Origin of the sequence: Salinicola sp. MH3R3-1 (genome assembly GCF_001937155.1) — a bacterium.
GTDB classification, from domain to species: domain Bacteria; phylum Pseudomonadota; class Gammaproteobacteria; order Pseudomonadales; family Halomonadaceae; genus Salinicola; species Salinicola halophyticus.
Genome location: NZ_MSDP01000059.1, coordinates 1 through 518 on the forward strand (window position 1 = coordinate 1; position 518 = coordinate 518).

Here is a 518-nt window from a genome sequence, read left to right on the forward strand (position 1 = left end):
CAACGATGCGCCGGTCGCCGTCGCTGATACCCAAACCACCGGTGAGAACACCGCGCTGACTGGTCAGGTCCCGGCAGCGACCGATGTTGACGGTACGATAGCCAGCTACGCGCTAGACACTGGCGTGGGCCAAGGCAATGGCGCGTTGAGCTTCAGCGCCGACGGTAGCTACACCTTCACCCCCGGCACCGACTTCGACGCTTTGGCTGCCGACGAAAGTCGCGACGTCACCTTCAGCTACACCGCTATCGATAACGACGGCGGCGTCAGTGCACCGAAGACGGTGACGATCACTGTCACCGGCACAAATGATGCGCCGGTTGCCGTCGCTGATACCCAAACCACCGGTGAGAACACCGCGCTGACTGGCCAGGTCCCGGCAGCGGCCGATGTCGATGGCACCATCGCCAGCTACGCGCTCGACACCAGCGTAGGTCAGGGCAACGGAACGCTGAACTTCAACGCCGACGGCAGCTACAGCTTCACGCCCGGCACCGACTTCGACGCTCTGGCCGCGG

Annotated in this window: 1 protein-coding gene; it reads left to right on the plus strand. The window is 64.1% G+C overall.

What is annotated here, in order from left to right:
- Window positions 1-518, plus strand: a 518-nt coding sequence (locus tag BTW08_RS18230) for an Ig-like domain-containing protein (RefSeq protein WP_168170685.1), incomplete at both ends; no start/stop codon positions are given.